At 48.9% G+C, this 25,087-nt stretch carries 28 protein-coding genes, 1 tRNA gene and 1 pseudogene; 26 read left to right on the forward strand and 4 right to left on the reverse strand.

What is annotated here, in order from left to right; all coding sequences use genetic code 11:
- Positions 1 to 59 precede the first annotated feature (59 nt).
- Positions 60 to 443 carry a winged helix-turn-helix transcriptional regulator gene (locus AK95_RS00540; protein WP_071217949.1) on the forward strand — a complete coding sequence of 128 codons (384 nt, stop codon included), beginning with the start codon at positions 60 to 62 and terminating at the stop codon, positions 441 to 443.
- Positions 444 to 529: 86 nt separating this feature from the next.
- On the opposite strand, the gene AK95_RS00545 is transcribed toward AK95_RS00540, so the two are convergent.
- The 4 genes and pseudogenes from AK95_RS00545 to AK95_RS00555 form a co-directional block, all read right to left on the reverse strand.
- On the reverse strand, positions 530 to 1,369 hold the full coding sequence (locus AK95_RS00545; RefSeq protein ID WP_071217950.1) for a sulfurtransferase: 840 nt from the start codon (positions 1,367 to 1,369) through the stop codon (positions 530 to 532).
- 169 nt (positions 1,370 to 1,538) lie between these two features.
- Positions 1,539 to 3,752, reverse strand: coding sequence for an acyltransferase family protein (locus AK95_RS00550; protein WP_071217951.1), 2,214 nt, complete (start codon positions 3,750 to 3,752; stop codon positions 1,539 to 1,541).
- On the reverse strand, positions 3,736 to 3,873 hold the full coding sequence (locus AK95_RS34410; protein ID WP_201259340.1) for a hypothetical protein: 138 nt from the start codon (positions 3,871 to 3,873) through the stop codon (positions 3,736 to 3,738). Before AK95_RS34410 ends, AK95_RS00550 begins: the two co-directional genes overlap by 17 nt.
- Positions 3,874 to 4,209: 336 nt before the next feature.
- Positions 4,210 to 4,719 (reverse strand): annotated as a pseudogene (locus AK95_RS00555) (DUF444 family protein); the annotation flags it as partial.
- A 398-nt stretch (positions 4,720 to 5,117) separates the two neighbouring features.
- Between AK95_RS00555 and AK95_RS00560 the strand changes: the two are divergent.
- From AK95_RS00560 to AK95_RS00680, 25 genes are all read left to right on the forward strand, one after another.
- A tRNA-Gly gene (locus tag AK95_RS00560) sits at positions 5,118 to 5,192 on the forward strand.
- Between the two features lie 115 nt (positions 5,193 to 5,307).
- Positions 5,308 to 5,526 (forward strand): LytTR family transcriptional regulator DNA-binding domain-containing protein, encoded by a 219-nt coding sequence (locus AK95_RS00565; RefSeq protein ID WP_071217952.1) that lies wholly within the window; start codon positions 5,308 to 5,310, stop codon positions 5,524 to 5,526.
- A gap of 70 nt (positions 5,527 to 5,596) precedes the next feature.
- A complete protein-coding gene (locus AK95_RS00570; protein ID WP_071217953.1) occupies positions 5,597 to 5,800 on the forward strand; it encodes an Acb2/Tad1 domain-containing protein in 204 nt (67 codons plus the stop codon).
- Between the two features lie 50 nt (positions 5,801 to 5,850).
- A complete protein-coding gene (locus AK95_RS00575) occupies positions 5,851 to 6,174 on the forward strand; it encodes a hypothetical protein (RefSeq protein ID WP_083397486.1) in 324 nt (107 codons plus the stop codon).
- Positions 6,175 to 6,241: 67 nt separating this feature from the next.
- Positions 6,242 to 6,958, forward strand: a complete 717-nt coding sequence (locus AK95_RS00580) for a hypothetical protein (RefSeq protein ID WP_071217954.1) — start codon at positions 6,242 to 6,244, stop codon at positions 6,956 to 6,958.
- Positions 6,959 to 8,356: an SGNH/GDSL hydrolase family protein gene (locus AK95_RS00585; protein ID WP_071217955.1), complete on the forward strand. Its 1,398-nt coding sequence runs from the start codon at positions 6,959 to 6,961 to the stop codon at positions 8,354 to 8,356.
- A 415-nt stretch (positions 8,357 to 8,771) separates the two neighbouring features.
- On the forward strand, positions 8,772 to 9,167 hold the full coding sequence (locus tag AK95_RS00590) for a hypothetical protein (RefSeq protein ID WP_071217956.1): 396 nt from the start codon (positions 8,772 to 8,774) through the stop codon (positions 9,165 to 9,167).
- Positions 9,168 to 9,382: 215 nt separating this feature from the next.
- The gene (locus tag AK95_RS00595) at positions 9,383 to 9,907 is read left to right on the forward strand and encodes a hypothetical protein (protein ID WP_071217957.1); all 525 of its coding nucleotides are present in this window, start codon (positions 9,383 to 9,385) and stop codon (positions 9,905 to 9,907) included.
- A complete protein-coding gene (locus AK95_RS00600; RefSeq protein WP_162487500.1) occupies positions 9,888 to 11,792 on the forward strand; it encodes a phage terminase large subunit family protein in 1,905 nt (634 codons plus the stop codon). The genes AK95_RS00595 and AK95_RS00600 overlap by 20 nt, the downstream gene beginning before the upstream one ends.
- A gap of 25 nt (positions 11,793 to 11,817) precedes the next feature.
- A complete protein-coding gene (locus AK95_RS00605; protein ID WP_071217958.1) occupies positions 11,818 to 12,057 on the forward strand; it encodes a DUF6148 family protein in 240 nt (79 codons plus the stop codon).
- Positions 12,054 to 13,664: a phage portal protein gene (locus tag AK95_RS00610; protein ID WP_083397487.1), complete on the forward strand. Its 1,611-nt coding sequence runs from the start codon at positions 12,054 to 12,056 to the stop codon at positions 13,662 to 13,664. Before AK95_RS00605 ends, AK95_RS00610 begins: the two co-directional genes overlap by 4 nt.
- The gene (locus tag AK95_RS00615; RefSeq protein ID WP_162487501.1) at positions 13,648 to 14,823 is read left to right on the forward strand and encodes a head maturation protease, ClpP-related; all 1,176 of its coding nucleotides are present in this window, start codon (positions 13,648 to 13,650) and stop codon (positions 14,821 to 14,823) included. The genes AK95_RS00610 and AK95_RS00615 overlap by 17 nt, the downstream gene beginning before the upstream one ends.
- 2 nt (positions 14,824 to 14,825) lie before the next feature.
- Positions 14,826 to 15,224: a head decoration protein gene (locus tag AK95_RS00620; RefSeq protein WP_071217960.1), complete on the forward strand. Its 399-nt coding sequence runs from the start codon at positions 14,826 to 14,828 to the stop codon at positions 15,222 to 15,224.
- A gap of 4 nt (positions 15,225 to 15,228) precedes the next feature.
- The gene (locus tag AK95_RS00625) at positions 15,229 to 16,272 is read left to right on the forward strand and encodes a major capsid protein (protein ID WP_071217961.1); all 1,044 of its coding nucleotides are present in this window, start codon (positions 15,229 to 15,231) and stop codon (positions 16,270 to 16,272) included.
- A 13-nt stretch (positions 16,273 to 16,285) separates the two neighbouring features.
- The gene (locus AK95_RS00630) at positions 16,286 to 16,627 is read left to right on the forward strand and encodes a DUF7210 family protein (protein WP_071217962.1); all 342 of its coding nucleotides are present in this window, start codon (positions 16,286 to 16,288) and stop codon (positions 16,625 to 16,627) included.
- A gap of 14 nt (positions 16,628 to 16,641) precedes the next feature.
- Entirely contained in the window at positions 16,642 to 16,998 is a 357-nt protein-coding gene (locus AK95_RS00635; RefSeq protein ID WP_071217963.1) for a hypothetical protein, read from the forward strand.
- Positions 16,995 to 17,561, forward strand: a complete 567-nt coding sequence (locus tag AK95_RS00640) for a phage tail protein (protein ID WP_071217964.1) — start codon at positions 16,995 to 16,997, stop codon at positions 17,559 to 17,561. The genes AK95_RS00635 and AK95_RS00640 overlap by 4 nt, the downstream gene beginning before the upstream one ends.
- On the forward strand, positions 17,558 to 18,064 hold the full coding sequence (locus tag AK95_RS00645; RefSeq protein WP_071217965.1) for a KH domain-containing protein: 507 nt from the start codon (positions 17,558 to 17,560) through the stop codon (positions 18,062 to 18,064). Before AK95_RS00640 ends, AK95_RS00645 begins: the two co-directional genes overlap by 4 nt.
- The gene (locus AK95_RS00650; RefSeq protein WP_071217966.1) at positions 18,054 to 18,410 is read left to right on the forward strand and encodes a hypothetical protein; all 357 of its coding nucleotides are present in this window, start codon (positions 18,054 to 18,056) and stop codon (positions 18,408 to 18,410) included. The genes AK95_RS00645 and AK95_RS00650 overlap by 11 nt, the downstream gene beginning before the upstream one ends.
- 2 nt (positions 18,411 to 18,412) lie before the next feature.
- The gene (locus AK95_RS00655; protein WP_071217967.1) at positions 18,413 to 19,849 is read left to right on the forward strand and encodes a phage tail sheath family protein; all 1,437 of its coding nucleotides are present in this window, start codon (positions 18,413 to 18,415) and stop codon (positions 19,847 to 19,849) included.
- A gap of 13 nt (positions 19,850 to 19,862) precedes the next feature.
- Positions 19,863 to 20,387, forward strand: coding sequence for a phage major tail tube protein (locus AK95_RS00660; protein WP_071217968.1), 525 nt, complete (start codon positions 19,863 to 19,865; stop codon positions 20,385 to 20,387).
- A gap of 12 nt (positions 20,388 to 20,399) precedes the next feature.
- Complete coding sequence (locus AK95_RS00665) at positions 20,400 to 20,717, forward strand: phage tail assembly protein (protein ID WP_071217969.1); 318 nt, start codon at positions 20,400 to 20,402, stop codon at positions 20,715 to 20,717.
- A gap of 169 nt (positions 20,718 to 20,886) precedes the next feature.
- A complete protein-coding gene (locus tag AK95_RS00670) occupies positions 20,887 to 23,772 on the forward strand; it encodes a phage tail tape measure protein (RefSeq protein WP_083397490.1) in 2,886 nt (961 codons plus the stop codon).
- Positions 23,769 to 23,984 carry a tail protein X gene (locus AK95_RS00675; protein WP_071217971.1) on the forward strand — a complete coding sequence of 72 codons (216 nt, stop codon included), beginning with the start codon at positions 23,769 to 23,771 and terminating at the stop codon, positions 23,982 to 23,984. The genes AK95_RS00670 and AK95_RS00675 overlap by 4 nt, the downstream gene beginning before the upstream one ends.
- Complete coding sequence (locus AK95_RS00680) at positions 23,981 to 25,087, forward strand: phage late control D family protein (protein ID WP_071217972.1); 1,107 nt, start codon at positions 23,981 to 23,983, stop codon at positions 25,085 to 25,087. The genes AK95_RS00675 and AK95_RS00680 overlap by 4 nt, the downstream gene beginning before the upstream one ends.

Consider the following 25,087-nt stretch of genomic DNA (forward strand, 5'->3'; position numbering starts at 1 on the left):
AAACCTAACCAGGTAACCAAAAGTAAACCCTTGGCATGATCAGAAAGTGAGGAATAAGAATGACGGTGTATTGCAAATTCGGAACCGCGCTGGAAATCCTCACGGGCAAATGGAAATCTTTGATTCTTCTACGCCTGCTGAGCAACGGTACAATGCGGTTCAGTGAATTACAAAAAGCCATTCCGGATATTTCGAAAAAGATGCTGGCCCAGCAGTTGAAAGAACTTGAATATCACGATATTGTGCATCGCGAAGTGTATGCGCAAATTCCGCCAAAGGTCGAATACTCGATTACAGAGTACGGACAGCTCATGAAGCCCGTGCTCCAGACAATGAGCGACTGGGGGGCCGGGCATGTGCAGCATATGCAGAAGCTGTACGGCGAAGAAGACGAAGCAGAGGCAAAACCGTCCGACCTTCGGAAAATCGATTCCTTGCCGTAAACGTTTCAGTATTAAGCGCACGCTAAAAAAGCCCGCAAAGATCGCGGGCGTTTCCTTTTTTTAAGTATACAAATAAAAACGAACGCTTAACCCTCTTCCCCTGTAGCTACCGGATTCTCCTCATAGCTGATCCAATCGCTCCAGCTGCCCGCATACAGCTTCACATTGCCATAACCGGCTTCCTCCAGGGCAAGCACGTTCGGACAAGCGGTGACGCCGGAGCCGCAGTATACGATAATCTCGGCATCCTGCGGAATGTCGGAAAAATGCTTGCGAAGCGCGCCTGCATCCTTCCAATGTCCGGCGTCGTCCAGGACGCCCTTCCAGAAGTAGTTCACCGCACCCGGAATATGTCCGGCTTTGGCGTCCAACGGTTCCTCGGCTCCGGCATATCTGCGCGGTTCGCGTGAATCGATGAGGGTTTTGTTACCATGCTGCGAAGCCGCGCGCACCTCATCTACGAGGACCAGTTTATCGGGCTTAAGATTGATGTCATAGGGTACCGGAATGACGATCGGCTGTTCATCCGTTACCGGATACGAAGCGTTCTTCCAAGCGGTAAAGCCTTCATCCAACACATAAGCCTGTTCATGCCCGGTGTATTTCAGCAGCCACCATAGTCGGCTGGCCATGGCTCCGCCCTGGTCGTCGTAGATGACGACACGGCTGCTCTTCTGAATGCCGGACTGGCCGAGACGCTTTGCAAGCTGATCCAGGTCCGGTAGAGGATGGCGTCCGCCATGTTGAGTGATAGGAGAGGAGAGGTCCTTCTCCAGGTCGAGGTAAACGGCACGCGGAATATGCGATTCCTCGTAAGCGGCTCGGCCGCTTTCCGGCTTGCCGAGGGCAAAACGGCAGTCGACGATGACCAGATCCGGTTCATAGAGTCTCGCCAGCAGCCATTTCATTGACACGATATTGTTCATATACCAGGACACCGCCTTCTATTAAGAAATAATGAGATTAAGTAACCGAATTATATCATATTGCTGCTTCCGATTACGTATATAACTAAAAAGTCGACCTGTCTCATAGAAGGATGAGATCAGGTCGACGATATGAGAATGAATAATGGCAAGAATCAGGATAAACGCTTTATTTCTTGATAGCTTGAAGCAGCATGGATGTGTAAGCCTCGGCGCCTTCCGGCTCCAGATGGACACCGTCAGACCGGAAGTATTCCGGATGATCCTTACTGGCTGAATACCAATCCACCAGCGTAACTTTCGGGTTCTGGGCAGCTGCTTTTGCCAGCATGCCGTTCACATTCTGTTCCCAATCACGCGGAACCCGTGTGTTGATAAGCAGAATTTGCTTAGCTGAATCCAGAGGACGCAGAAGGGAATCCAGATCCTTTTTCGAGAAAGCGCCGTTGGTTCCCAGCCCGATGATGATAATGCCGCCATCTATCCGATTCTGGGTCTTCATGGCAGGGATCAGGTCATCGGCCTGACGCATTTGGCGGCCTATCTCTGCATCGATGTGAATGCCGGGCAGCGATTTCTCGAGATAAGGGGATACCCCGAGCATGACCGAATCCCCAATGGCCGTGACGGTGGACTGGGATACCGGAGGATTTTGAGGCTTATTCGTTGGCTTCGAATGATTGCTCTTTCCGCCTGTCGTTTCGCTTCCCGAGTCCTTGGATTGATCCGGCTTATCGGACTTCTCCTCACCAGGTTTACCCGCTTTATCTTCATTCGGTTGATCCGGGATTGTTTTTTCGGAATCAGCCTTATCCGGGTCTTCGCTCCCTGTGTCGGTGTTCTTGTCTTCGTTGTCAGCGTCATTTCCAGCAGGAGGGTCCGGCTCTTCGTTTCCGACTGTATCTTCATCGCCAGAATGCGTCGCTTCGTTCGGAAGCGGCATTTCATCCGTTTCTTTAGCAGGGTCCGGCTTCTTAATAACACCAGGCTGCTTCGCGTCGGTAGGCGGAGGGGAGATGTTCCCGTCGTCAGTGCCTGCAGGAAGCGGCGTTTGTCCTTGCGGTGGCTCCATCGCCCCGGACTCCCCGCCTTGTTTCTGATCCGGCTCTTCCGGGGCAGGATCATCAAGGTTCAGCATGGCAGCGATATCGCCTACCGTTCTCGCAGAAGATACGCTGCTCATCATCCCTGAGCAAAAAATACCGATTAGAATGAGCGAGCTTAGCGACACGACCCAGCCTCTTAATGAAATCGAAGCCGGACGGCGGCGAATGGAGCGGGCTTTAAACCACACTTTCTTCAGTCCGCCATGGCGTATCGGTTCTTCAACATACTTCCAGGATAGGGCGGCCAGCAGAACGCTTGCCGCGATTTGCAGTGCAACCTGAGGCAGACTCAGATTGCCTGTGCCGGATGCAGGTGAGGTCAGGATCATCACCGGGTAATGCCATAAGTAAATGCCATAGGATCGAACGCCAATCCACAGCAGGGGCTTCCAGCTTAACAAGCGGCTGATCGAAGCTGCAGGATGCGCCAACACCGCAACGAGGACGGCGGCGGCCAGAGAGAAGAGGAACATGCCCCCTTGATACAGGAACGAATCGTACCGGTCCACCCGCCACATCATGAACAGTATGATAAGCAATGCCACTGCGCCTGTTAGGTTGAGTCTGCCCCGGGCAGCCCTTGAAACATGGGTGGACAGCTTCCAACTGGGCCATACGATAGCAAGCCCTGCTCCGATGAGCAGACCAAACGCCCGGGTATCCGTTCCATAGTAGACCCGGCTAGGATCATCTCCCGGTTGATAGATCACTGCCATGGCGAGAGCTGAAATCGCGGCTCCGGCAGCAATGAAAGTGAACAGCTGTCCCCTGCGGGGGAATAGCTTGAGTACGGCTAACATGATTAGGGGCCACAGCAAGTAGAACTGTTCTTCCACGGCAAGCGACCAGAAATGTCCCAGTGGAGACGGCGGGCCAAATGATTCGAAATAAGATTGCTGCTGAAAAATAAACTGCCAGTTGCTTATGTATGTAACCGCACCGAGCACCTCACTCCGAAGCGTAGCCAGCCGAGATCGGTCAAATAGCGTAACCCACACCACCAGGATGAACAGCATGAGCAGCATGGCCGGCAGGAGACGTCGGAACCTTCGGATCCAGAAATCTTTCAGATCGATCCGGCGATGATGATGCCATTGCGATGCCAGAATATCCGTAATGAGATAGCCGGACAGTACGAAGAATAAACTGACTCCGAGAAAACCACCGCCTGCAAAACCGAAATTCCAGTGGTATCCCATCACTCCGATCAAAGCGAGGGCCCTCAGCCCATCAAGACCGGGCATGTAGCGTGAATGTGGCTTATCTGATGCCGGCACGGGAGATCACTCCTTTCGAAGGATCTGCGCTTACGCCGCCCTGGAACAGCCGCTGCGATAATATGTAGGACATATTCTCAAACGTCTGGGTGCTGAATAGTGAATGTGTCATTTGGAACATGGTAAACCTTCCCTTTCCTTTATAGGAGGATATCTTAAATTAAGGAGACGCTTATCGAATCCTGTAATATCCTGCAACACGATGTCATAGCTAATACTATCATTCCAGGAAAAACAGAAGGTGACAAAAAAGTGAAGCTACGGCTACATTATGATGTCAATAATAAAACAGATTTTTCATTTGAAAGGATAAGTCTACACATCTCGTTATCCATGATTCGGTAACCAATTGTTAGCTGTATCGCAATAGGCCATAAGAAAGAGGAGGTCCCTGCCTCCTCCAACATCAGGATGATTCGCCATCCATGATTTCCCTTTTATTAATGTAGAATATGGGTCAGATCGCCGCTCCCTGCCGTTTACGAAAAAAGGTTTTGAGTGCCTCGTACACTTCCCCTTTGTCTTTAATGACATGATACATGAATTGGTCCAGCTTGATATTCTTATAAGCCGACATCAGCGTGCTGCTGCGATTGTATTGATTGACCTCGCCATAACCGAACATATTGCTGACCTTCAGCAGTTCGCCGATGAGTTTGACGCAGCGTTCATTGTCGGATGTGAGGTTATCGCCGTCGGAGAAGTGGAAGGGATAAATGTTGTATTTGGAAGGGGGATAACGGTGATGAATGATATCAAGCGCCTTCTGATAAGCGGATGAACATATGGTTCCGCCGCTTTCACCCCGTGTGAAGAACTCTTCTTCGGTCACTTCTTTTGCCTCGGTATGGTGGGCGATAAACACGATTTCGACTTTCTCGTACTGCTTGCGAAGGAAGCGGGTCATCCAGAAGAAAAAGCTGCGCGCGCAGTATTTCTCGAAGGAGCCCATGGATATAGGTGCATCAAAATTAACTAAAGGAAAATTGCAAATAAAATAAAGGATTTTTATCAGTCATTAGGTTTTTGATATGTTATATTTATAGCATAGGAAATCGAGAAGAGGACACCACAGGGGCATGAATGCCCTGTTGATCGGGGTCGGCCATTGGGCCGGCCTTTTTATATGGAGTGGTGCAAAGTTCCCTTCCGGTTTCCAGAACATCACCCGACACAACAACCATACCTGTTTGACGGTGGTAGGCGATAAGACGAGCGGCGCCAGTTAGCCCCTCGCAATAAGGCCTGCAGTAGAGCCGCAAGGGTAGAACAAGCGGGTTAAATGTTCTAATCAAGTTTAAACGCCTGTCTCGGCTGCTGGAGGGCACGTCATACGTGTTTTAGGCTCGGGAGAAGCGTTTATATGCGGACATGGTATAAAGGTAGTGCCCCGGCCTTCCAAGCCGGAGAAGACGGGTTCGAGTCCCGCTGTCCGCTCCATTATTCCACGGGTGAGGGATATCGAGATACCTATAAGGCGCGGTCTCGGTATCCCCAATTAAAATGACCTCTCTTTTATGATAAGCTTGTCATAAGTGAGGAGGTTGTTCAAAAGATGGATCTTGAATTACAGATGTCAAAACAGACGCTAAAACAGCTCGAGAGCCTGCTAGGGATGATTCGTATAAAGAAGGATTGGACACTCGTTAACATTGCGAATGTGGCCGAGGTGGACGAAGCTAACAAGACGCTTTCTTTTAGTAATGGTGAAGAGTTGAAAGTTGATCCCGAATATTGGGATGCGTTTATAACAAAGTTTAGAAGTCGCCAATAGGCGGCTTTTTGTTTTGAATGATTAAGAATCGAGGAGTGATAGATACTCCTATAAGAGAGGATGAACCAAGATGAACGAACAAATCGAGAACAATTTCAGCTACCACGCACCAAAGCCCGGACAACCGGAGATTTATCATGAGATCCGCGAGAAGGCAAAGGAGTTAGCGTACCTGATCGATCAGAAGGCGCCAGGCAGCCGCGAGAAGTCGCTGGCAATGACTAACCTGGAACAGGCTGTGTTTTGGACTAATGCCGCTATAGCGAGGAACTGAGAAGGAATCTATCACTCGATGTCGAATCCTGATGTCGAGGAGGAGATAACGTGGAATACGAATTATTAAGGAGACAAATAAAAGTAGACCCAACTGGTTTCGAAGGATATGTAAAAGAGTTATTGGAGTTCAAGCGTTTAGATGACAGTAACGATATGGTTATTGGGATTGCCAAGCTGATTGCAACAAAAGGCATTGAAGCTCTTACCGAGCCGCAGTTGTTTGCTTTTACGAAACATGGAATATTGCCTCATCTATATCTTGGTGAATGCGGTCGATGCGCCCATGATATTCCATGGAGCGAGATGCTTGTGGCGGTAGAAGAATCAGGGAATTGCGCGTATTGCCAGCATTTAATCGATAAAGATGATTAATAAAGTCAAGTCGCTCATAAGAGCGGCTTTTTCTTTTTCATAAATTCTGAGGGGGGAGGTGATTCGAGTGATAAGAAATCAATCTATTTACATCGGTCCGACTTACAAAGGACTCATTCAGCATCAGGTTTTTCACAATGGTATTCCCGAGAGTGTGTATAGGCTGCTGCAGGAGGTTGGTCCGGTGCAAAGGCTTCTCATCCCCGTTCACCTGCTGCCAACGATCAGAAAGAAAATGAGTATGGCCGGAACCCAAGAGTACAATGCATATCAAACGATGAAGGCCGGAAGTGTCCAAATAAACGATGAAGGAGTGAAGCATGTAATGAGCAGTTCATATTTTGATACCCCGGTACCAAACAAGCAATATAACAGCCAGGGACAACTCATAAATCCCGCGGACAGCTACGATCCGGACGGAGCCCAAAAGGTAAGGATCAAAGCAGCGGCAGAGCCAGTCACCCTCCAGAACGCTGCTACGGCTGCAGGCAACGGCACGCCGTTCGCTCCGGAAGACGGGAATTATACACTGACCTTCGAAATTACAGGTACCAGCACAAGCAGGACGGTCCTGTTCGAAATTGCTGGCCCCAGCGGCGTTTATGGGCCTCACACAGCGTTTAACGTGGGCGATCCGACCAAGTATGGCCCGCAGAGCACAGGCGGCAGCAACACCGTTCCGGAGAGCTGGCAAATTGAAGTTCCGGCAGGGTATTCATTCCGTGCCCGGATCAGTGCGGTAACAGGCGGTAACGTTACGGTTAAGGGGAAGGCGGTGACGTAGGTGGATTTAGGTAATATTGCATTTAGCTTAGCGGCAGGCATGAGCAAAAGGAATTCGGATAAGAGATATAACTGCTCAGCAGTAGCCACGCGGGCCACGGTATACCACCGATCGAATGACAACGGCGGGATGGGTATTAAACCTGACTCAACCTATAGGTCCAGACACGTGGTTGCCTATGACTTCACGGACCTTCAGCTTATGTACGGTAACTTTCATGGCGCGGATGACAAAGCAACGGATAATGATATTAGAACTAAAGCTGTACTAGAGAAAAAGGATGGTCCGGACTGGGTTCGAATTCCTTTAACGATTAGAGGTGAATCTCTTGCCACGATTGGACCAGGAGGACGTGTGTTAACAGATCCGATGGGGCTGAAATTTGTAAAGGGAGAGGAATTTTTCATTTACACATATGTCGCCGCTCCAAGTGGGATTTGGCCTGGAGGCATGTTTTTACAGCGTGACGTTAGTGGAGAGTCTGGGGTTTTGGGTGACAAAACAATGGATAAAGATTTTGTTTGGAACTGGAATTCAACTCCGTTTTGGGCGGCTAGTCAATCAATTTCTGTTGGGACATGGAGACGGATAGCCGATTGGAAGTATATGCTCAAATGTACCGTTGCTGGAACCACAGGGACAACCCAACCAGCGAGTACAACTGACGGGGAAATACTTACTGACGGAACTGTGACTTGGCAGGTTTATCAAAGTGCTGCAGTTGGGGTATATGGCTATACACCATTAGCTATTCATGGGAAGACGAAAGAACCCAAACCATCTATTGCCGTAATTGGAGACAGTATTATGTGGGGCGCAGGCGATAAAAACCCGATTAATCCAAGCGTGGGCGGAGACAACTATGGATTCCTCATCAGGGCAATAAACAACAACTTCGGTTACTCCGCACTATGTATATCCGGAGAAGCCACTCGCCATTTCGTAGGCATGCGGAGGAAGTTCCGTATAAGGGTTACGGATGGAATGACGCATGCCGTGGTCGAGCATGGGATTAACGATGTGAACCAAGGTAGGAGTTTTGAGGAGATTCAGGGGAATCTGTTGGACATATACAATGAACTATCTTCTCGTGGAATGAAGGTCTACGCCTGCACATTGGTCCCAGTGACTGATAGCACGGACGGGTGGGCGACAGAGAAGAACCAAAGTGTTAAGGGGAACGAAGCTGTACGTACCCGCCTGAATGACTGGATTCGTACCACTCCCGCCCCACTCAGCGGATACTTCGAGACTGCGGACACAGTCGAGACTTCTCGGAACAGTGGGATATGGAAACAAGGTATGGTTCTTACCACTGACAATTTGGGAATTCACCCGAGTGCAGCTGGGCACCTTGCTATGATGGCAGCAATCGACACATCTGTGTTTACCGTGTGATATTTTGAAATAGAGCAATAAATGCATACATCAATGATAGATTGGTAGGAAAGTTGTGGAAAACGGGCGAATTTGACTCCATTACGACTTTGACGGCCAATTACGAACATCAGTATAATGGTCTTGTCTTCTTTTCTCTCTAGTAACTAAGTACAAGGCGTTTAAATACGGAGCGAAGCGGCACGTATGCTCGTGACCTTCTACGTTCTTTAAGAGAGATCATAAAAAACGGATGGCCTGAAAGCGATCTTCTTTCAGGTCGAGGGTGAATGCCGTGAGGCAGAGGGGGATCATCCCCCTAAAACACGTACTATGTAACTTTAATGCTATAAATAGAAAATGTGAGTCACTTTTCGCTAACACCTCAAAATGATGGGGTGTTTTTTTAATGCTCAGAAAGAAAGGATGATTGGAATTGCATCAGCCAAAAGCAAACGAACCAATTGGCATACCACCAAAAGGACGAGGGATATACGGGGGAGACATCAACCCGGCATCAAAAGCGGAATCAATTGCCCAGGCTGCCAAAGCCGTATATGATGAGCTGCGCAAAGTGTTTGATGAGGATACAGCGAAGGCGTTGCTGATCGCATCAATGCCGGCAATATGTACGGATTTAACAAGACAGGTGTACATTCCCTCTCTTTCATTAGGAGGTGTGTCAGATAAGCCAGAAGTATTCGGCGACACTGAACCAGAGATGATTGTTCCTCTCAAGGAAGGCGCACTCTCAGAGCGAATGGAGAGGGCCACAGAGGCTTTGAAAAAATGTATGAATAAATACACCAAGAGATATATTGAAAGGGTCTGACGGGGCGCACAGGCGATCACGGGTCCCTCTGGGGAAAAAATTTAGGTGCGGGTGCGGACGACCCCGAATTTCGTTCAGTTTTATTATCAAAAATTTACTTTCGCTTTCGCTTGGCAAGTAGCCGATCGGAGGCGTTTTTAATTTTTGCTTCGAATAATGCATGAAAATTTCGAAACAGTTGATTTCATCGTATAAACGAAAGTGAGGTGGGGATATTGGCGAAGTCTAAAGCGAAAGCAGAGCATCTGCAGGATAGAGAGGTTATCACTTCCGAATTGGCTGCGATCGTGGGGAGAACTCCCCAGTGGATTCGTCAATTGACCCGGGATGGAGTGCTGCGGCAGATCGGCCGAGGGAAATATAAACTCGGTGAATCAGTCCAGGCTTACTGCGAACATATTTCCGGAGGGAAAGAGGAAGATGCGAAGCCAAGGCTGATCGATTATAAGACAGAGCACGAGAAAACCAAAGCAGAGAAAGCTGCGCTTGAGCTGGAGCAGCTGAAAGGAAATCTCCATGCGGCTGCGGATGTGGAAATGCTTCTCTCGGATCTGATTCTGACGACAAAATCTAGGATTTTATCCGTCCCGAACCGGATTGCCACGGAATGTGAGAATGAATCTGCCGAATTCGTGGAATCGGTGGTCCGAAGGGAGATTGAAACAGCACTGGCGACGCTGGCGAGATACACCCCGGACAAGATAGGGGGAGATCTCGGCCGTGAAAACAGCGACGAATGACCCTTGTACGGTCTGCGTGGCTCAGAAAACACGCGATTTATTCGCCCGGGCAAACCGTAAATGGGAGCCCAGACGACGCCTGACAGTGTCGCAGTGGGCCGACGAGAACCGGATATTGACTACGGAGAGCAGCTCGGAGCCGGGCCCATGGCGAACAGCACGGGCAGAGTATCAGCGGGAGATCATGGATTCGATTGAGAAATGGGAAGAAATCGTTATTATGGCATCTGCCCAGGTCGGTAAAACAGAGTTTCTTCTGAATGTGACGGGGTCATACATTGATCAGGATCCATGTCCGATCATTCACGTTTTGCCGAAAGATGACATGGTGGAATCCTATTCGAAGAAACGGCTTACTCCCATGATCAAAAATAGTAAAGCGCTGATGGACAAGGTCGGTATTTCGAAATCTCGCGATAGCAGCAACACCATATCGGAGAAATCCTTTCCCGGTGGTTACTTAGCAATTGTCGGTGCTAATGCACCAGATAACTTGGCAATGCGTCCGGTCCAGGTCGTGCTCTGCGATGAGGTTGACAGATTCCCGGTCTCATCAGGTAACGAGGGTGACCCGATTTCGCTTGTAACAGCGAGGACGAAAACATTTAACCACAAACGCCGGCACTTATTCGTATCAACACCCGTGGATAAAGAGACGTCGCGGATCAATCAGCTTTACGAGGATAGCACGATGGAGCAGTGGTGCTTGCCCTGCCCGCATTGTGGCGATCTTCAACCGCTCAAATTCAAGAGTGGGAAGGATGGCGGGATCGTATTTGAGCACTACGTCTCGGAGTCCGGGGAGATCGTCGTAACCAAAGCAGATCACCGTTGCGCGTACTGCGGCATGCTCGGTGCAGAAAAGGATTGGAAGCGGGGAGAAGGGGCGTGGGTTGCCCGCAAGCAGCACTCCACCCGGCGCGGGTTTCATATTAATCAGCTTTCTAGTCCGTGGTCAGATTGGCGCGAGGTTGCTAAAGCTTTTTTAGTCGCAAAAAAAGAGGGCGTTGACACGCTCAAGGTATTCGTGAACACCGTCCTGGGAGAACCATGGGAGACAAAGGTCAAGGGTGTTGACGAGAAGACGTTGGCAGCACGCAGGGAGCGTTATGAATACGAGGTTCCTCAAGGCGTGAAGATCATTACAGCGGCTATCGATACACAGGATGATCGATTTGAGGTCGAGGTTACTGGCTGGGGAGCTGGGAAAGAGTCCTGGCGGATTGAATATCACCGCATTTATGGGGATCTGGATAGGCCGGAAGTATGGGCGCGGCTTGATGAATACCTATGCCGCTCATGGATAGGGCCGAACGGGAGAGAGTTCCGAATCGTCGGGGCTTTCATGGACTCGGGCGGCCATTACACCAAAGAGGTCTACACTTTCACGAAAGCCCGCAATTACCGCAATATTTATGCAATAAAAGGCGTAGGTAAAACCGCAAAAACGGCCCACGATATCCCGTTCATCGCCGGCCACAGCAAGACGCAAATGGAGAAGGCTGTCTTGATCAAGCTTGGCGTGGACGACGGCAAGGTAAAGGTTCACGATTCATTGAAGGTTGATAAACCCGGTCCACTATACTGTCACTTTCCTGGTGAGGACAAGGGTTACACCGAGGAATATTTCCTTGGTCTGACTTCTGAGAGGCAACAGATCGTAAAGCAGGAAGGCGTCAAGTATAAAGCTTGGGTCAAAATCAGGGACCGTAACGAGCCGTTTGATTTGGCGGTATATAACCGGGCTGTAATCGAGCTACTCCGGCCGAATCTTTCCTTGCCGATCGAGCGGCAGCCGAATGGACCGAGGGTGGATCCGAATACAGGCGGGGTGGCTTTAAAACCACAGAGATCAAGACGACGCGGTAGTCAGGGTATACAGTAAACCTTGAGAGGAGGTGAAACAAGGAATGGCTAAATACATCCCATACACTTTGGAAGAAGCTCAGGCTAATCTGATCATGTGGAAGCAAGCTTTTGCAGCATGTTCAACAGGCAAGCAATATACTATTGCCAATCGATCACTAACAAGACAAGATGCAGATGAATGTATGAGATGGATCAACTATTTTTCCGATCTCATTATGAAATTGACGCCTGGCGCGAATCGCCGAAGCAGAACGAAACAGTTTGTTCCTTGGGATACATGAGATGGATCGATAGAACCATTGAAGCTGTTGCGCCGGGCTGGGGAATTAAGCGTATGGATGCGAGGATGAGGCTGGATAACGCCAAGAAAACCCAGGAGATACTCAACCAAGGGTATGGAAACCACGGGGCGAGCCGGACGAAGAAATCACTCAAGGCATTTAATCCGCGGGCCGGATCTGCTGATGAGGATATTCACGCGAATCTGGGGGTTCTCCGAGCACGATCCCGCGATGAATTCATGGGGAATCCGCTCGCTAATGGAGCAATCAAGACCAAGAAAACTAACGTCATCGGGGTAGGGCTTGTTCCAAAACCAAATCCTGACGTTGAGGCACTTGGATTGAATCCTGACCAAGCGAAAACGCTGAAAAATCAGATCAAGAGAGAATGGGACCTGTGGGCTGAAAGCAAATATGCTGATGCCGCAGGTCTTAGTAATTTCTACGGCCTGCAACAACTTGCATTTCAGTCTGCCCTCATTTCCGGTGACGTCTTGGCTTTACTCAATGATATCGAGGAAAAACATTCGGTCTATGATCTTCGTGTAAAACTGGTGGAAGCGGATCTTTGCACGTCTCCGACCGCTCAGGAGGATACAAAAGATCGTGACATCAAGAATGGAGTGGAGACTGATAAGAACGGCCGCGTGGTCGCTTACTGGTTCGCGAATAAATACCCGAATGGTTTTAATCTGGTGACAACCAAACATACCAGGGTGCCAGTGATTGGTGATGAATCGGGGAGAAGATTCGTGATTCATCTACTTGAAATGGAGCGGCCAGGACAGCGGCGAGGGGTTCCTGTTCTTGCACCGGTGATTGAATCTCTCAAGATGCTCGGGCGTTACACTGAAGCTGAACTCATGGCTGCAGTCATAAGCAGTATGTTTACTGTGTTCGTCAAGAAAAAGGCCGATACTGACGAGGATGATTTCGGAATTAACGTCACTGACCCTACGACAGGAGCAGAAATTCAGCCAGAGCCAGGCGAGGTCAATATGGGTAGCGGTGCTGTTCAGTTTCTTGAAGAAGGCGAAGACATTAGTGTCGCTAATCCGGGAAGACAGAACACAGCGTTTGACCCATTTGTCATGTCTATCTTGCGCCAGATTGGATCGTCGTTGGAAATCCCATACGAACTGCTGATCAAGCATTTCACATCATCCTATTCTGCATCCCGGGCGGCGCTTCTGGAAGCATGGAAGATGTTCAAGACTCTCCGAAAATGGATGGGAGATAACTTCTGTCAGCCTATTTATGAGGAGTGGTTCACCGAAGCAGTTACAAAAGGAAGAATACAGGCTCCGGGCATATTCAATGACCCGGCTATTTTCCGTGCCTATACGCGCTGCGCATGGCATGGTCCGGGACAAGGGCTCATTAACCCTGTTCAAGAAGTGACGGCATCTGAAAAGAAAATTGCACTGGGGATCAGCACCCGTGAGATCGAGGCTGCAGAACAAAACGGTACAGACTTCGAGGACAATGCACAGCAACTCATTTATGAGCGCGGTTTGGTTGAACAATTCACGCCTGGAATGGCGGCAACGTCTGCAAATGATTCTGGCGGGGAAGGAGGTGATGATGAAGATGCCCAAACGAATTAAGCTTAACGGCCCGGTTATTGGAGACAGCAGCACCTGGTTGTATGACTGGTTGAAAATCCCTTATATTAGTGCATCCAAAATCGCGAAAGAGTTGGAGGATGCGCAGGGTGACGAGGTAGAATTGAACATCAATTCAGGTGGTGGCTCGGTTCCTGCTGGATCGGAGGTATATACACTTCTTAAGCAGTACAAAGGCAGAAAGGTTGCAAATATCACCGGGATGGCTGCAAGCGCAGCGTCTTTTATAGCAATGGGTGCAGACGAGGTGAGAATGTCTCCGACAGCCTCAATGATGATCCATAATGCATCTACTTGGACAGAAGGAGATAAGAACAACCATTACAGCAATGCCGATATGCTACGAAATACAGATGTCGGGATCACAAACGCATACCGTCTAAAGACTGGCAAAAGCACTGAAGAACTACTGAACCTGATGAATAAGACTACATGGATGAACGCGCAGCAAGCTGTCGAATTGGGTTTCGCTGATAGCATTATGTTCGATGAGTCTAATTCATTAATTGCTGTTTCTAACAGCATGATGAGCGGTGAAATTCCGCCAGAAGTTGAGGCGAAACTGCGGGATGTATTGGTTACAGCCATGCTTAAAGGCGGCGCAGACGCCAAGAATCCGATCGACAGCGGAAACCCACTTGCTGGTTTAGACTTGTCGGCCGTTATGTCAGAAGGACTGGACCTCAACTCAATCATAAACAGCAGTTCGAAACCTACAGCTCAGCAATTAGCTGAGGAAGATCAAACGAAGGAGGAAACAGAAAACATGGACTACGAAAAATTGAAGAACGAGCACCCGGAATTGTTCAATCAAATCATCAATGAGGGGGTTGAACAAGAACGCAGTCGTATTAAGGAACTGACAGCACTAGCCAAAACACCTGGAGCTTCTGACATTGCGATCAAGGCGATGGAGGAAGGCATGAGCCCCCTTAAGGCTTACCAAGAACATGTATCCAACCAGGCTAAAATTACTGAAAACGTAGCGACGGCTCGTGCTAATGATGCGGGGAAAAGCAAAGTCTCTGACGTGACGACACCTGATCCAGGGAATGAAACTGAAGACATTGAAGATCAAAGAAAAACATTCGCCTCTAATGTTGCGGCGATTGTTAATAAAAAGAAAAACGGAGGTCGATGATCATGCCACATTACACAAGCCCAGAGTTTGATAATCTGATCGCTGGTTTTGATGGTGATTTCAAAACGGTTCCAGTGATTATTCCGTCCGGTAATGGCGTAGTCCTGCGCGGGACGGTGTTCGGTTCCATTGGGCGTCTGCCTGAAAGCGATCCATTCGCAGGTACGCAGCAAGTCGTGCCAGTTAATTCAACACTGACGAATGGCGGGCAAAATCCCGCTGGTATTTTGGTTGATGATGTTGTCGATACGACAAACGGCGATGTACGTGCTGTTATGTACGTAACAGGCATTTTCAATCGCGATGCACTCATCTTCGGCGGGAATGATACTATCGCGGATCATGAAAATGCTCTTAATGCTGCTGGACTGACCACCAAACGAGTTGTGAAGGGAGTTTAATAACATGCCAAATCAATTTAATCCTTATGATTTTCCGACCCTGATCGAAGTGCTGGAGCTGCTTGATCAGCCGAATGACTTTTTGCTTCGTACTTTCTCCGAGGAAGGTCAGATCTTCGAGACGGAAGAAGTAGAAATTCAAACTAAGAAGGGCATCCGTGTTCTGGCCCCTTATGTATCCGAATACTTGGACGGTAAGCCTATCCCGCGTAGCGGTTTCACTTCTAAGACATATAAGCCGGCTTTGGTTAAACCATCTCGTCCGCTGACTACACACGATCTCAAGCGTGTGACGTTTGGGGAAAGTGCGACCAATCGCCGATCTGCTGTAGAACGCGCTGTTCTTCACGCTGCGGAAGATGTGGCGGATTTGAACACAAGCATTGATAACCGGAAAATTGAAATGATCCGTTCCGGCTTGTTCACTGGGACAATCGTTCAAAAAGGTGAGGGTGTAAGTCAAATTCTTGATTTTGAACACACGCTTAAAGTAACGCTGTCTGGTACAGATACATGGGATCAGGATACAGCAAATCCAGTTGAGGACGTTGCTGGATGGCGTCAAGAAATTATTGACGCTAATGGTGACACACCAAACATCCTGGTTGCTGATTTCAATACAGCTTCCAAGCTTATGCGTCACAAGACGACTTTGGCATTGGCTGATAATCGAGGCGTTCAGGTCGGTTCTAACGGTCGGACTTTCCAAGGCAAAGGCGTGACTGTTCACGGATACTTGCAGGACGCTGATGTAACAGTCGTGAGTGTGTCCGGAAGTTACATCGACGATAACAACACAGAGCAGCCTATCATTCCAGCAGGCACAATCGTGCTGCTTAATGACAATACACCGCTGTTCCGTTTTCATTATGGTCTGATCGTACTGATCGACGCGGATACTAAAGAGTTCGTCTCCTATGATGACACTAAAATCGTTCCGCGCGAGCTGGTTGATGTGAACCGTAATATGCGTTGGTTGGAAATGCATACACGTCCTCTTCCAGTTCCCACGAATGTGAACAGCTGGCTTGTGGCGAAAGTACTTTAAGGAGGGATAAACGATGAATATTAAAGCAACCGGAAAGATCCGGCATAATGGTGTTGATTATAAAACTGGCGATGTGATTACCGGGCTATCTAAAAAAGAGTATGATCGTCTGATTAATCTTAATGTGGGCGAGGAAATTGACGGAGGTTCAGAGGGCGATCAAGAAGTGTTCGCCGGCTTTCAACTGAATGGCGACCTCCTATTCACCGTTGATGAATTTGCTGGAATGAAAGCTGATGACCAGAAAGCACATCTTAAATCTCTGAAAATCGAACCTGCTGGCAAGGAAGAAGATCGCATCGCTCAATATGAAGAATGGTACGCCGACCAGGTGACTGCGGACGACCAAAACTGAGGCGGTGAGAGGTTATGAACCTTCGAGAGCAAATGGTGAAGGATGTTCAGTCCGTCTTCTTTAACCCGAACGAATTTGCCGAGATCCACACGGTCACAACATTCACCAATGATGAAACAGAAGCTGGCCGTAAGGATCGCAAACTCGAAATGATCGTCGAAAAATTCACCCTGGACGGTCGCCCAATCCAAAGCGCCGACGGCGTTTCTGCTCATACCGCTATTGTTCATATCGATCCTCAAATTCTGGTTTATACCCCAAGGGTGGACCAGAATTTTTATTTGGACTTCAATAAGTACCGGGTGAAAGGCGTCTCCAATGACTCTGGCATTTTAAAGATTGTGCTTGAAGCGTATGGTAAACGGCCATGAGTGAATTCATCGATGTAAAGGATAATTTCCGTCAGGTCAATCGGTCGCTGAAGCAAATGGACAAGGCTGTTCGTCAGGCAGTCTTGTCTGCTCTCAACCGAGCGACGCAGCGATCGAAGACGGAAACGGGGCGCAAGGTCCGTGAGAAATACGTGGTCAAGCAGCGGGAAGTCATAGAGACCATCCAGATCAGGAAAGCAGCAGTCAACAACCTGACGGCCACATTAACCTCAAAGGGCAATACGCTCCCGTTGATTCGGTTCAGCGTTGCGCCCAAGAGGAGGCTTGTGCGAGCGCCGAAGTCATTAAAAGCAGCCGTATTTCGGGGAGGGGTCAGAAAGCCGATTCCTGGGGCGTTCATTGCTACGGCTGGTACTCATTTAGGGGTTTTCATGCGTACGAGCAAAAAACGTCTTCCTATTCAGGAACTCCGCGGGCCGGCAGTGCCGTCCATGGTTGGTAATGAAGAAGTGCGCGAGCACGTGCAGCTGACATTCGGCCAAGAGATGGAGAAGCGCCTGCCGCATGAACTCAATCGCACGCTAGGGAGGCTGACGACATGACGCCAGAGCTCTTAATGGAACATTTGGAGCAATATCTACAGGAAATCACCAAGAACATTCTTCTAGGCGAACACAAAACGCCGCCGAACATCTACAAAGTGGACATGCCGGCCAGGGCGACCCCGGATTACGATGAAGGCGAGACCGACATCAAGCCGATTAGCTCCACGATTCCCAAAGAACGGGATGAACGATTCCCCTTCATCATCATTGCGTTTAGTGACGCTGAGGATAACGAGGAGGGATTCCAGACCCTTCAGGTAGATTTCATTTTTGGGTGTGAAGGTGGCGGGCGTGATGCCTATATGGATGTGCTGCACCTCATCGAGACAGTGAGGATGGCCTTCTTGCGTGAAACATATAACGGTTGGCCGGCTAGATTAACGCTGCCGATCCATCGAGGTTTAAATCAGGAACAAGTCGTTGACTGCTGGATGGGCTATATGTCCACGACGTGGGAAGCACCATCAATGGTACAGGAGGTATGGAAAGATGGCTACTAAGAGAAATTCGAAGGAAGAAGAACAGATTCGCGTCGATCCGGAGACGTTCACGGGTGACGCTCCTGTATTGATTCAGGGAGATGCCCAGGCCGAAGAAGTGACAGCGGCAGCTGCTCCGGAACAATTGATTTACATCGGCCCACCGATCCGCAAAAACGGCGTCGGACTCCGGACCAATCAAGTGTTTATCGGCGGGCATCCCGCCTATCTCGAGGCGTTATACACAGAATATCCACACATCAAGTCTTTGTTCGTCCCGGTGAATAAGCTGCAGGAATCCTTAAAACAAATTAAACAGACAGGAACGGCACTTAATGCCGCGCTTCTGTCGCTGAAAGGAGTTTGAACATGGCTGAATTTCACGGCGTAAAAGCCACAGAGGTGTATCAACCTAAGCCGGCGGTGGTGCAATCCAATACGTTGCCAATTTATTATGGCACTGCGCCAATCAACCTGGTCGCTAATCCTGCCGATGCGGTAAACAAGGTTATTCTCGCGAAGGATATAAATGAATTCCGGGCAAAGCTCGGGTATTCGGATGATTGGAAGTCCTTCACCCTCTGCGAGGCAGCACACGCACATTTCGTGGAGTCTGAACAGGGTCCTATCGCTTTTGTGAACGTGATGGATGTGACAGATACAGAGGTTACGGCACCCGCCGCAGCTGTGTTTGTTGATGGCCTCCATACAATTGATAAGCAAGGCGTGCTGAAGGCTACCGTAACAGTGGCTGACGGATCGACAACCTTTGAACAAGGCAAGGACTATACGCTCACCTTTGATGCTGCTGGCAAGTTGGTCATTGCTATCGTGAGCGGTGGTGCTATCCCGGCTGGGACCAATTCACTCCAGGTCGGATACAGCTCTTTAAAATCATCCAACGTAACGGCCAGCCGGATCATCGGCGGTACGGATGCACAGACGGGCGAGCGCTCTGGTTTGGAACTGATCGAGGACGTATTCCTTGAGACCTCATTCGTACCTAATCTGATCGTAGCGCCAGGCTGGTCGCATGATCCGGTGGTGGCTGCCGTCATGGTGGCAAAATCAAAAAATATCAATGGTCTGTTTGAAGCGCACGCGGTCACGGACCTGGATGCGAATCAAAAATATGTAGATATCTCAGCATGGAAGGAAGAGAACGGGTATACCGACATGCTTCAAACGAACACGTACCCGATGGCAACATACAAAGGGCGAACATATCACATGTCTACGTTGGTGACGGCCGACATGGTAGCCACTGACGCGCAAAATGAGGGTGTGCCGTATCAGACTCCATCGAACCAGCCGATTACAGCGGACGGCCTGGTCTACGCTGATGGTACACCGGTCCGGATCCCTTTTGATCAGGCGAATGCCCTTAACGCTAACGGTATTGTTACGGCAATTCGTTGGCCGGATGGTTTCAAGGCATGGGGCAACTATACCGGCGCATATCCGGAGTATAAAGATGCACAGCGCACGTTTATTCCGGTTCGGCGCATGTTTTCTTATATCAAGAACAATTTGGTCCTTCGCCACTGGCAGCAGGTGGATGACCCTCTTAATCGCAGAATGATCGATTCGGTCGTAGATTCCGCGAACATTTGGATAAACGGCTTGGTCGGTGCACAATACTTGCTCGGCGGGCGCGTTGAATTCCTCGCTGCCGACAATCCAAGCTCCCAGCTTGGTAGCGGCAAGGCCGTGTACAGGGTTTACGTTACACCGCCATCTATGGCGCAGGAAATCGAATTCTTTGTCTTATATGACGCATCATATCTGGCCGTTCTGACGGCATAAGGAGGTAGTCACGTTGCCACAAACAATCCCCTCAAAATTAATTGATCACACGTTGTTTCTTGAAGGTTCTTCGACACCGATCGGAACCGGTGATGTTACCCTGCCATCGTTTGATGCGTTGACTGATACGCTGAGCGGAGGCGGTATCCTCGGTGAGATCGACGTCCCAACACCAGGCCATTTCGGTTCTCTAGTTTTAGGAATCAATTGGCAAACGGTCAACAGGGAAGCATTTACCTTGTTGCCTGCAACGATTCACGGGTTGGAGATTAGAGGAGCTCAACAAATATTCGTGAATGGACTTTCTAAGACTCAAGCAGTAAAGGCAGTTGTCCGGGGTATGGGTAAAAGCATGGACCTGGGTACTTTCTCGAAAAATGCGGCCACTGGTGGGACAAACAATATCGAACTCACATATATCAAGATTTTTCTAGATGGTGTTGCCGCACTCGAGCTCGACAAATTCAATTATATTTTCCGGATTAACGGCGAGGATCAAACGATGCAAGATGTCCGAACTGCACTTGGATACCAATAAGGAGGAATTACCGTGTCAGAACAAGAGATTAAAGTGACCGAAAAAGATGGTCGAGCGTATAAATTCGCTCGGCCTTTTACTTATGAGGATGTTACTTACGAGGAGATCATACTTGATTTCGGTAAATTGACTGGTCGGGATCTAATTGATTGCGAAAATGAGTTAAGCAGCTCAGGGAACCTGCTATCTAAGGAAATCAACCAAGAGTATCAGGCACTTGTAGTTGCAAAAGCGTCAAACTTACATTACCAAGTGATTGCAGCCCTTCCTGCTCAGGATTTCATTCAGGTCACGAAGAGGGCACAACGTTTTTTGCTCAGATTGGTCTAAAGGATTGGACCAGCCTTGATTTAATGCGGCAGAATGTCCTGGTTCTTTCGACCAGACGGCATACACCAGTAGAATACTGGCTGAGTTTGCCCCTTCGAGAATTAGAAAAGTGGGAGGAATCCCATATCAAATTACGCGATAAAGAACGTCCTCCTAAGAACGGGGGTTCATGATGGCTAAAAAAGGTAGAGAATATGAAGTAGCATTTGCCTTATCCGGAGAAATCGATCCTAAGATTAAGCGATCTTTTGACGAGACCTCGAAACAAGTTCTCGAATTAGAACGCGATCTCCAGCAGATTAAACGAATGAACGGTTTCGATGATCTGAATCGAGATGCTCGTGAATCTGCGCGAAGGTTTGAAGAACTGCGGGAATCTGCCGCGGAATTCGGGGATGTTTTCGGACGAGTTGCTCAGTATACCGGGGCCTATGCCATTATCGAGAGGATAACCGGGTCGATCGGTGAAATGATCACTACGATCGGGGAATTGGATGCTCAATCCGGACAGCTAGCAGCTGCTACAGGAGCGACAGCGGCTGAATTGGAAGGTCTTCAAGATATCTCTGAGGGTTTGTATCGTAAAGGACTCGGCGAGGGCGTGAGCGACCTCACAGACGCTCTGGTTGTTGCTCGAAACGTTACCAAGCAGCAAGGCGATGAGTTGGCGACAACGACTAGGAATGCTATTGTCTTGCAGGACGTATTCCGTTTCGACATACCCGAATCTGTAAAAACATCGGACACCATGATGCGGCAGTTCGGTATTACGTCTGAAGAATCCATGAACTTGCTCGCCCAAGGGGCTCAGAGGGGCTTGGATAAGTCCGGCGAGCTGTTGGACTCTGCGAACGAATACGCGCCGCAGTTCGCTGCTCTCGGGTACTCAGCGAATGAGATGATGGATTTCTTTGCTTCAGGGCTTGAAGCAGGCGCCTGGAACCTTGATAAGGTTGGCGACCTTGCGAAGGAATTCAATATCCGTATCCAGGACGGCAGCGCTAAGACTGCTGATGCCCTAGGGGCTCTGTTTGCTCCCGAAAAAATCGAAGAGTTTACATCGGCTCTTACCAAGGGCGGTACCAAATCCGCCGAATACATGGAGCTGCTCAAGCATGTTTCGGCTGATACCGCTAAGCAAATGGTCAAGGACCTGCAAAAAGGCGGCAAAGGCTCTGAGGATGTCTTTAAGGCTCTGTCCGGCATGCTCGGCGATGGCAATAAGATATTGTCCGACCTGAGCACAGGGGCAGTCAAGGGTAAGGATGTCATGCAGAGAGTTATATCCGAGCTGTCCGAAATTGACGATCAGGTTTACCGCAACATGCTCGGGGTAGAGCTCTTTGGTACCCAGTGGGAAGACCTGGAGAAGGACGTTGTGGCTGCTCTCGGATCGACCCAAAGTCAGTTTGATATGACAACGGCGACAATGGAAGAGATGGCCGCGGTCAAATACGACAACCTGACCCATGACTTGAAGGTGCTTGGTCGTGAGCTGATGGATGATGTGATCGTCCCGATCGGTGAGGACCTTATGCCGGTGCTGAAAGACATGACAGCCTGGGCAAAGGATAACAAAGACGTGATCAAAGCTATCGGGCTTGCTGTTCCGGCCGCCATTCTTGCCAAGAACTCGGTGGGTATGGTCAAGGACATCACCAGTGTGGGCAGTGCTTTATTTGATACTACGAATGGCATAAGCAAGTTCGGCAAGTTTGCAGGGCTGTTGACCAATCCGGTTGGTCTGGCGATCGGCGCCGTCGGAGCGTTGACTGCAGGTGTGATTGCTTACAAAAATCATCAGGAGGACGCTCGCCAAGCATTGATCAATATGGGCGACACTCTCGAGGAGTCGTCAAAGCAATACGACCTGTCATTCGAAAAAGCTAAAAAAACGAATGACCTTGTTTGGACATACAATAACCTGAGTGAAGCGATTGAAAAAAGCACCGGGAACTCTGAACTTTTGGAGATACAACAAGGTAAGTTGGCAGATGTTATCGAGGAACTGCAAAGGCTTCATCCTGAAACCATAACTCAGTACGATATCGAGAACGGGAAACTTGGGGAGAAGGTAGGTCTTTTAAAACAAGAAGCCGATGCAATAAATGAGCTCGATAAGTTACAGCTTGAAAAGGTGGTTGCTGAGGGCAGAGGGGATAAATACGATATCGGCAAACAGATATCATCCTTAGAGACCCAAACCACTGAGCTTCAAGAACAGAAGAGTGCTTTGGATAAAGCACAAGCTGCATTCATGGACTACGAGGTGCAATACGCTCGTCTTTTGGAACAGGATTATTCTGAGGAAAGAACTCGTCAACTTCAGGAGTTATTGAATAAAGCTAATGAGGTTGGTGCTACAGTTGGTAAATCATTTGGTCATATCGATCTAATCCGAGGATCTTCTGTAGACATCAATAATAAGCTGATTGATACAATCGATGAGTTGAAAACTAAAACTCAGGAATTATCTACAGCTAAGGACAGTTACCAATCCATATATGATGCTCAATTAAAGTTGATCGAAATCGATTTGGGAATGCCGATCGAAGAGGCGATCTCCAAGTACGCAACATTTGACGAAAAAGTTAGAACGTCTATTGATGCCGCAAAAGAGAAAGTACGGGAGTTAAATCAAGAGACTCGTGAACTTGAAGTTCCGGTGGAGAAAATGGTAACCATCGGAGTTCAGTTTAAGCAGTACGGCGACATGATAGCGCCAAGACCAGGGATGCAGGCTATGCAAATGTACGCTGAAGGTGGCTACGCTGATCGGCCGTCGATATTCGGTGAAGCAGGCCCTGAGATGGCAATTCCGATTAAAAAGGATAAGCGCTCCAGGGATCTGCACGCATTGACTGGCCGCATGCTCGGTGTTGACTCAGGATCATCTGGAGATGGTGGCATCTTTAACTTTAACCCTCAAATCATCATCCAAGGTAATGCTGATGAGCAGATGGTCCGAGGCGTGGTCAAAGATGCCCAGAAAGAATGGGAGGCTCGTTTACATGCGTATGAACGTAAAAGGCAAAGGGTGAGTTTGACAAGATGAAAACATATAGAACGATTCAAGGCGATACTTGGGATAGTATCGCCTTTTCTATTGCTGGGACAGAATCCTTTATGTCTGACTTGATTAATGCCAATTTGGAGCATGTCGAGGTCGTTATTTTTCCTGCTGGCATCATACTTAATATCCCGGACATCCCGATTCCCGTTGCTTCTACATTGCCGCCATGGCGATTGGAGGATGATGAGCAATGAAAACGGTTCTGGATGGACGCCGCGCCTCTCTATTGCTCAAATACAACGGTAAGGAAATGGGAACCGAGTATCTGGATAAATACCTGATTGATTTCACATATGAGGACGCGCCTTCTGGAGATCAGGACAGTTTTTCCGTCACGCTGGACGACAGGGATGCGAATTGGCAGGGAACCTGGAAGCCGAATTTTGGAGATAAGCTAATCGCAGAAATTACGGTTATCAATTGGGATAAACCCGGCGAAAAGGCGAAGTTACCATGCGGATCATTCGGGGTCGATTCCATTGACATTGCTGGTCCTCCTGACACAGTGACAATCAATGCAGTGGCTCTGCCGATTGATGGCGCTTCGTCGGACCAGGAGGTCCGAACAAAGGCATGGGAAAAGGCCAAGCTAAAAACCATCGCGCAGGACATCGCCAGTCGCGCAAAGCTCAAGCTGCTATACTCCGCCTCCTCTAATCCGACATATGAGCGGCTTGATCAGACTGATCAAACGGACTTCTCCTTTTTGGTTCAAAAGGCAAAGGATGAGGGCATCGCTGTCAAAATATCGGGCGGTAAGCTGGTCTTGTTTGACGAAGAAGAATTTGAGAAGAAACCGGCTGTCCTGGATATCGTCAAGGGTAAGGGCAACATCATCAGTTATAGCTTTAGCGATAGCAGCACAACGACTGCCTACGGCTCATGTGTTGTTACCTATCGTCCGCCAGCCCCAGCCAAAAAAGCCAAGAAGAAGGGCAAGGGAACGGCACTGACTGTAGCAGCCGCACCCAAAACATCATCCTCGAAAGTAATAACCGGGAAGTACAACTTAACTAAAGCACAAGGGCTGCCGGTGCTTCGAATTAATGAGCGAGTAGAGAACGTTGCCGAAGCAAACCGCCTTGCTAAAAACAAACTGCGTGAGCATAACAAACAGGCAGGACTTGGAACTTTTGAGCTTGACGGTGATATTCGTCTGGCATCGGGAATCACAATCAACATTAAAGGGTTTGGTCGATTTGACGGCAAATACATCATAGTGTCCGCAACACATCGAATCGGATCGAATGCAGCATATACAACGGACATCCAAATCAGAAAGGTCTTGGGGTGGTAG

It is taken from the genome of Paenibacillus sp. LC231 (assembly GCF_001860525.1).
GTDB lineage: Bacteria > Bacillota > Bacilli > Paenibacillales > Paenibacillaceae > Paenibacillus_AQ.

Bases quoted from the DNA above. Each gene is read 5' to 3' on its own strand.
- AK95_RS00615 (WP_162487501.1), top strand. From the start codon at position 13,648: ATGCCCAAACGAATTAAGCTTAACGGCCCGGTTATTGGAGACAGCAGC.
- AK95_RS00545 (WP_071217950.1), bottom strand. From the start codon at position 1,369: ATGAACAATATCGTGTCAATGAAATGGCTGCTGGCGAGACTCTATGAA.
- AK95_RS00645 (WP_071217965.1), top strand. From the start codon at position 17,558: ATGACGCCAGAGCTCTTAATGGAACATTTGGAGCAATATCTACAGGAA.
- AK95_RS00620 (WP_071217960.1), top strand. From the start codon at position 14,826: ATGCCACATTACACAAGCCCAGAGTTTGATAATCTGATCGCTGGTTTT.
- AK95_RS00680 (WP_071217972.1), top strand. From the start codon at position 23,981: ATGAAAACGGTTCTGGATGGACGCCGCGCCTCTCTATTGCTCAAATAC.
- AK95_RS00570 (WP_071217953.1), top strand. From the start codon at position 5,597: ATGAACGAACAAATCGAGAACAATTTCAGCTACCACGCACCAAAGCCC.
- AK95_RS00655 (WP_071217967.1), top strand. From the start codon at position 18,413: ATGGCTGAATTTCACGGCGTAAAAGCCACAGAGGTGTATCAACCTAAG.
- AK95_RS00625 (WP_071217961.1), top strand. From the start codon at position 15,229: ATGCCAAATCAATTTAATCCTTATGATTTTCCGACCCTGATCGAAGTG.
- AK95_RS00610 (WP_083397487.1), top strand. From the start codon at position 12,054: ATGAGATGGATCGATAGAACCATTGAAGCTGTTGCGCCGGGCTGGGGA.
- AK95_RS00565 (WP_071217952.1), top strand. From the start codon at position 5,308: ATGGATCTTGAATTACAGATGTCAAAACAGACGCTAAAACAGCTCGAG.
- AK95_RS00540 (WP_071217949.1), top strand. From the start codon at position 60: ATGACGGTGTATTGCAAATTCGGAACCGCGCTGGAAATCCTCACGGGC.
- AK95_RS00640 (WP_071217964.1), top strand. From the start codon at position 16,995: ATGAGTGAATTCATCGATGTAAAGGATAATTTCCGTCAGGTCAATCGG.
- AK95_RS00650 (WP_071217966.1), top strand. From the start codon at position 18,054: ATGGCTACTAAGAGAAATTCGAAGGAAGAAGAACAGATTCGCGTCGAT.
- AK95_RS00635 (WP_071217963.1), top strand. From the start codon at position 16,642: ATGAACCTTCGAGAGCAAATGGTGAAGGATGTTCAGTCCGTCTTCTTT.
- AK95_RS00675 (WP_071217971.1), top strand. From the start codon at position 23,769: ATGAAAACATATAGAACGATTCAAGGCGATACTTGGGATAGTATCGCC.
- AK95_RS00670 (WP_083397490.1), top strand. From the start codon at position 20,887: ATGATGGCTAAAAAAGGTAGAGAATATGAAGTAGCATTTGCCTTATCC.
- AK95_RS00605 (WP_071217958.1), top strand. From the start codon at position 11,818: ATGGCTAAATACATCCCATACACTTTGGAAGAAGCTCAGGCTAATCTG.
- AK95_RS34410 (WP_201259340.1), bottom strand. From the start codon at position 3,873: ATGTTCCAAATGACACATTCACTATTCAGCACCCAGACGTTTGAGAAT.
- AK95_RS00630 (WP_071217962.1), top strand. From the start codon at position 16,286: ATGAATATTAAAGCAACCGGAAAGATCCGGCATAATGGTGTTGATTAT.